Here is a 6,653-nt window from a genome sequence, read left to right on the forward strand (position 1 = left end):
GGTGAAAGGGATGGGTGATCTCGACCGTTACGGCCGTGCAACCGTCGTCACGACAAGCAGTTGCTGACTTACGATAATGGGATGGCCGAGAGCTTCGTCAAGACGATGAAGCGTGATTACGTTTCGTGGATGCCCAAGCCCGACGCCCGAACGGCGCTGCAGAACCTGGCCATTGCGTTCGACCACTACAACGAGTCGCATCCGCACAGCGCCTTGAAATACCGCTCGCCGCGCGAGTTTCGCCAGCAAGCAAATTCTCCAACCTAAGCGTGACCGCGTGTCCGGTCATGCAGGGGCAAGTCCAGTGGCATCAGCGTCCCGCTGCGCCCGCTCCAGCAGGTGCTGTACGCCATCGGGTCTCGCTTCGCCGATTCATTTGGCGAGTTGCCAGCCGTTCTTGCGTTCGACTGTACCCAGCAGGCCCTTCAGGTACGCGAGCGACCGCTCTCGGGGCTCTGGACGCCTGAACAGTTCCCCCAGCCGCTGGTACAGTACTTCGTAAGCGCGAATTTAACCCCACCTAGAATCGAAAGCTGCCTATCTGCTGCACGTGCTGACCGAATTGCCGCAGCGCGCACCGGATGCCGATATTGGCGACCTGCTACCGTTCAACTTCGCTCGACAGCAAGCCGTTACCGGGTAACTCCGATCGCTACCGCGCTGGGCCGAAGTATTGGTCCCACTGTTCCGAATCGGGATCGAGTCGGCGCACAATCGCGTCGTCTGCCCGCGCGATCAACCGTTCCAGCATCTGGCGCTTCGTTACCGAGTAACGGCGAGCTAACCGCGTCAGAGCAAGATACGCTTCCGTGCTCACCCACATATCCAGACGTCGATCACCGTTGCCGTCCTTGCCTGCCGTCTCGCGCCTTGCCCGATAAGCCGCCTGCCGCTGCGCCGTCGTTTGCGTCATCTCGCATCTCCTTCGTTACCCGGTAACTATCGATTCGAAACATGTTACCCGGTAACACGTCACCTAACGACGTGTGGCGGATTTAGCGCTTACAGTACTTCCAATTCAAGCTCCCACGCTCTCTTGCAGTCGAATGCATAGTCTAAACGTGTAGTAGTCCTTATTCATATAGGTATAGTAAAAATATACGGCTGTAGTACTGCGCTCCAGTGTGTCAACACCCATACGGATCTTTGTGCAGTGTTTTCGACTGCTACGCTCTCCGGCGGCAACAATCGTGGAATCGCTTCGTCCTCGAATATCTGACCATAACGCGAAAATTCATGCATTCTTTATCGTCACGGGATTATGGACTCTTGGGGAGAAAGATATTCTGACACGGAATGGGTCAGCGTAAATCATGCAAGTTGCATAGTGCCGATTTCTGATTGCGGCCCGGCCCAGAAAGGCGTTTCACGCTGTTCGGCGTCGACTCGATGGCTTCATATTATTCAAGGTCGTCATAGAGAACCTTTCTCATGATTTTCAAATTCGATGAACGTCGATTTCGAGGACGGCGATGCGTCAGTATGACGCGCTGCTATCCTGCATGAAATTGAACTCAGATTTATCCGAGAATAATTGGGATGCATCTTATTGAGATGGGTGAAGTGGATTCGTATTGTATTTTTAGGTTGGTGGAATTTTATATATTTTACTGTCGTTCTTGGCGTGGTTATAGATTCGGTGGTGAATATTGATATTTATGAAGGTTTAGTTGACGTCGGCTCCTAGAAATGGATCGGCATAAAAGTATAGTTTTCAACTCGGAGTGGAAAGTGAATAGAGCATACGGAATTGTTTGGAATCGTGCTTCGGGTTTGCTTTGCGTGGCATCTGAAATGGCAAAGGGGCGTACGCGGCGTGGTGGCCGGAATGTCGCCATTGCGTCCGTGGTGTGCGCGATTGCTTTCCCTTGGCACGCTTGGGCGAAGAGTCAACCGGAAGCGATCGGAGAGCGCACACGATGTATTGCCAATGAATTGCTTGTTGATCACAAAGTTTCTGCGAATGCGGATCCGAAGGTGGAGAAAGCGGCAGTCGTACGTTGCGACGAAATTCCGACTACAGGTGGCAACAACGGCGCATCCGAAAGCCTGACGTCGTCCAAAGATGCAGGGAGGCGCGTCGATCAGCTCTGGCTAAGTTCCGATATTTCGGACATTGACGCGAGCAAATCGAACGTGGAAGCCATTGGGCAGCGTTCTGTATCGGCACTCGGGCGTGGAAACAGTTTATTAAATGGTCCAGGGTACCGCGGCTCGAATGTTGAAGATTATCTTTCGATTGATCCGGGTATGGGCGGTGTCTCAGGTGATACGCCCGTTGCGACCCGCGTGGAAAACCTAGGTGCGATAGCGATAGGCGCCTTCGCAAAAGCTACGTCTTTGTCGTTTCCGTTAGCTCCGGGTAGTGCGATCGCGCTTGGCGAGAAATCTGAGACTATAGGCGGCATTTCAATAGGGGACTTGGCGGTGTCGTCCAACTTGGGTATTGCCATCGGTGGGGAAGCTAAGGATGCCGACGATGGGATGGGCAATATTGCAATGGGCGCAATGGCGACAGCAGGTTCAATGGGCAGCGTAGCCATAGGGTTCGGTAGCAGCGTAACAGGAGACGGAGGTATTGCGCTCGGCATGGATTCAGTTGCTTCTGAAGTCGATACGGTTTCGGTTGGAAACGACGGAAGCAATGGAGACGATGTCATCAAACGCCGGATTGTGAATGTTGCGGCGGGGACCGGTGAGGCTGATGTAGTGAACGTGTCGCAGCTCAAAGGTGTGGCTAATGCGCTGGGTGGGGGCGTGACCGTCCAAGTCGATGGCTCGGTGACAGCACCGGTGTACACGATCGACGGCGAGACTTACACCAACGTCGGCGACGCACTGGAGGCGGCCGCTAATAGTGGAGGCAGCGCGGCCAATGCGGTGGAGTACGACAGTAAAGACGGGCAAGTGGACCGCAGTTCCGTCACGTTCGGCGAACAAGGTGTGCCGGTGGCGCTGCACAATGTCAAGGATGGGAATCTGGCGGCCGATAGCACCGATGCGGTAAATGGCGGGCAATTGTACGCGACCAACGCCAACATCGAGAAAAGCATTACTAACATCACCAACCAGATCAACGATGGTGAAATCGGTTTGGTGCAGCGGGATGCCGACACCCAAGTGATTACGGTGGCCCAGGCACTGGGTGGTACGACGGTGAGTATTTCCGGCACGGAAGGTGATCGGAAGATCAGCGGCGTGAAGGCAGGCGAGGACGATAATGATGCGGTGAATGTCGCACAGTTGAAGGCGGCTGGTCTCACTCCGGCCAATGCGGTGGAGTACGACAGTAAAGACGGGCAAGTGGACCGCAGTTCCGTCACGTTCGGCGAACAAGGTGTGCCGGTGGCGCTGCACAATGTCAAGGATGGGAATCTGGCGGCTGATAGCACCGATGCGGTAAATGGCGAGCAACTATACCGTTCTCAGCAAAGCGAGGCGGCGGCGCTGAGTGACGAGTCGAAAGTCAACGCGGACGGAACGATCGACACTTCGCTGACTGTGAACGGCAACCGGTACGCTTCGGTCCAGGACGCGCTAAATGCTGCGGTAGCGGGTGGTTCAAACGACCCGATGGGCGTAGTTTACGATAATGCGGATCACACGAGCGTTACGTTGGGCGGTACTGGTGCGCCGACGCCGGTCACGCTCGCCAACGTAGCGGATGGCAAGAACCAGTATGACGCGGTCAACTATGGGCAATTGTCTCAGCTTCAGGACCAGGTGACCAATTTGGATAACCGTGTGACTAACCTGGAATCTGGAAACGGCGGCACTGATACTGGCAGTAATGACATGATTGCCGGCACCGGGGGGGATGATGGTGCTATTACGCCCGCGAATGCGGGTAACGGTACGGGCAACGTAGCGGCAGGGACCGGTTCGGCAGTAGGAAACGGCGCGAATAACGGTACGGCTATCGGTGCGAACTCCAGCGTAGTTGGCGAAAATGGTACTGCAATCGGTGCCAATACAGACGCCGCGGGTAACGGCAGTACTGCTGTTGGTCAGGGTGCCAGCGTAGTATCCGGCGCGGGCAATTCAGTGGCAATCGGTCAGGGTTCGGTGGCTACGGAAGCGAATACCGTTTCGTTCGGCACTGACGGCAGTGAGCGTCGGCTCGTGAACGTCGCTGACGGCGTCAACGCAACTGACGCGGCAACTAAAGGTCAGCTTGATCGAGCGGTTGGAGGCTTGCAAAGCCAGATGAACGACGTATCTCGCAACGCGTACTCCGGTATCGCAGCCGCAACGGCACTGACTATGATTCCTGGCGTAGATCCTGGCAAAACACTGTCATTCGGTATTGGCGGAGCGACTTACCGTGGCTATCAGGCAGTGGCAATGGGCGGAGAGGCCCGAATCACTGCGAATTTGAAGATGAAAATCGGGGTAGGAATCTCTAGTGGCGGGACTACCGTTGGTGCGGGTGCCTCTTATCAGTGGTAATCCACGAAGAAAGGAATGTGGTCTTGAGAAGTGGCTGCTCGGATTCGGGCAGTCGGATAAGTGGAGCTGACCTGAGATAGATTGAGTTTTCTCCTGCGGACGTTTGCTGCTCGGGTGTATAAATTGATTTGTGCAAGCAAAAATATTTACGTGAATTTATCGAATTTGTCGAATTAACGAAGAGGTCTGATTGTGGGGGTGTGAAATACGCTTCGCATTTTTAAATGTTTATTAATATGTTGTACGTTGATTTATAAAATTGGCGCCATCATCCAATTGGTGTCGAGATTGATCGAGGGTCTCATCTTGATGGCATCTTCAATATTATGGAGTTTGCGTTATTTATCTTTATTTAAAGAAATATATTGTTCTGTGAAATGATTGATGAATGGTGGGCACATGGATTTGAAGAAATGTCTGATTGAGCGCCGATTAATCTTCGATAGTCAGCTAATGACTCTTTCGGGGGAGGTGACCATAACTCAGTTGACTGCTAACGAGACGGAATTACTTTTGATCCTGCTGGAGGGTATGGCCACTAAGCAGGCCATTATCTCGCGGGTGTGGGAAAGTAAAGGCATGTTCGTGACGGATGGCAGTTATTATCAACTTGTGCGCGCATTGCGTGTGAAGCTCCAGGATCAAGGCATCTCGGGAAGTCTCATCAAAACTCTCCCGCGGATCGGGTTGAAATTTGTTGGCGCTGTAGAGCCACTTAATGCTCCAGGGCAGTACGACGATATTGCTGCCACTCCAATTCGATCGGTAACAATGGAATCGAAAATGGTGTCGACGGCGATATTGCAACAGCCAACGTGCGATTCAATCGAGACGGAATCGAATCCATCGGATTTCACTGGATCATTTCTTGTGACGCCGCCAGGCATGCGAACAAGTCCGGTTAGATCGTTGGTATATATCTTGGTTTGCACAATCATTGCGACATGGTTTGGAATGTTTTCATGGAAAACCTTCACTAAATATGAACAGGCTCATCAGTTCACTCTCCAGAAAATTATTGGCGGCGTCCACTATTTATCAATCGGCGACATCGAACAAAGCGACCTGCCGAAGACGCTTGATATTGCACCGCCGCAGGGCACATACGTCTATCGGATCGGACTGCGGAGTGGTAACTGGTTGGCCATTTGCCCAAGATCAATTTCTATGCACCCGGAGTCATGCAAAACATATTTCTTGAATGGACCCCGTATGACGGGAAATACGATCTCTAACCGAGGAGGGTTGCAAGTTGTGGATTTTTGGCGAACCTTGTCTCGAGCATTTTTCGTAAATTCGGCAACTTAGTGATTTATTCATGTGATATATTTATGTTGCGATAAATCTGGCAATTTTAGTGAAGATTGATTGATTTGTTTATTTTTAACTGGTTTAATTGAAATTGCTGCGCGGAGATTATTATCAGTAGTGGCGCATCTATCGCGGGAGTCACTCCAGATAAAAAATCAGTGCCGATGGATTTTCGTGAAAAACCGTGCTGAAGATCTGCGAATGAAGCAATGAGGCGGGGAGAGTAAAATTGTTTGATTGCATCAAGAAAAAATACTGTGAGCGGGACTGGCGCATGCAAGCGGTCAAGGTGGTCTGGGCCTGTATCATGTGCGCGGCAACTTTTCCAGTGCCAGTTCGCGCGGATTACATTGATGTTGCTGCCTTGCGCTATCACATTAATCCAGACCTGCTACGCTCGATAGGCTATTATGAATCTCGCTTGAATCCTGATGCAATCCATCGAAATTCTAATGGTTCAGTTGATATTGGTTTAATGCAAATCAATTCGATTCATCTGCATGCACTGAGGGCGCGTGGGATTGACCGAAGTCGACTTGTCAACGCATCAGTTAACGCCGATGTCGGTGCTTCGTTGCTACGTGAGAAAATTGATCGATATGGCAATACATGGGCTGCGGTCGGCGAATATCATTCGCATACCAGGAAATTTGGCTCGGAATACGCGAGAGCGATCCATGAAATCTACGTGCGTCGCCCGTGGTGCGTGAGACAACCGAACATGTGACCTTGCCTTCATTCCACGCATCCTTTATGTATGCGGAGGTGGCCGCGCAAATTCGGACAGTCGGATAAGTGGTTTGGCCGGGGCCTGAACCAGCGATAATGCTGGCAAAGGAACCCGAAAGATGACGAAGAGAACCCGACGGACGCACTCAGCGGCGTTCAAAGCA

4 protein-coding genes and 3 pseudogenes are annotated in these 6,653 nt (G+C 52.2%); 5 read left to right on the forward strand and 2 right to left on the reverse strand.

Annotated elements, in window-relative coordinates:
* Nucleotides 1–75: 75 nt before the first annotated feature.
* Nucleotides 76–267, forward strand: a pseudogene (locus WS91_RS31220) (integrase core domain-containing protein); the annotation flags it as partial.
* 39 nt (nucleotides 268–306) lie between these two features.
* Here WS91_RS31220 and WS91_RS38275 read toward each other — a convergent pair.
* Nucleotides 307–510: pseudogene (locus WS91_RS38275) on the reverse strand (IS701 family transposase); the annotation flags it as partial.
* A gap of 25 nt (nucleotides 511–535) precedes the next feature.
* Here WS91_RS38275 and WS91_RS38280 point away from each other — a divergent pair.
* Nucleotides 536–643: pseudogene (locus tag WS91_RS38280) on the forward strand (transposase domain-containing protein); the annotation flags it as partial.
* 9 nt (nucleotides 644–652) lie between these two features.
* Here the strand turns inward: WS91_RS38280 and WS91_RS31225 are convergent.
* Complete coding sequence (locus WS91_RS31225) at nucleotides 653–913, reverse strand: hypothetical protein (protein WP_045598729.1); 261 nt, start codon at nucleotides 911–913, stop codon at nucleotides 653–655.
* An 818-nt stretch (nucleotides 914–1,731) separates the two neighbouring features.
* Between WS91_RS31225 and WS91_RS35255 the strand changes: the two genes are divergently transcribed.
* From WS91_RS35255 to WS91_RS35265, 3 genes are all read left to right on the forward strand, one after another.
* A complete protein-coding gene (locus WS91_RS35255; protein WP_231752121.1) occupies nucleotides 1,732–4,449 on the forward strand; it encodes a YadA-like family protein in 2,718 nt (905 codons plus the stop codon).
* Between the two features lie 399 nt (nucleotides 4,450–4,848).
* Nucleotides 4,849–5,757, forward strand: coding sequence for a winged helix-turn-helix domain-containing protein (locus WS91_RS35260; protein WP_226377342.1), 909 nt, complete (start codon nucleotides 4,849–4,851; stop codon nucleotides 5,755–5,757).
* 277 nt (nucleotides 5,758–6,034) lie between these two features.
* Nucleotides 6,035–6,487, forward strand: a complete 453-nt coding sequence (locus WS91_RS35265; protein ID WP_082717728.1) for a lytic transglycosylase domain-containing protein — start codon at nucleotides 6,035–6,037, stop codon at nucleotides 6,485–6,487.
* Nucleotides 6,488–6,653: the final 166 nt, after the last annotated feature.

It is taken from the genome of Burkholderia sp. MSMB1498 (genome assembly GCF_001526245.1).
Taxonomy (GTDB): domain Bacteria; phylum Pseudomonadota; class Gammaproteobacteria; order Burkholderiales; family Burkholderiaceae; genus Burkholderia; species Burkholderia savannae.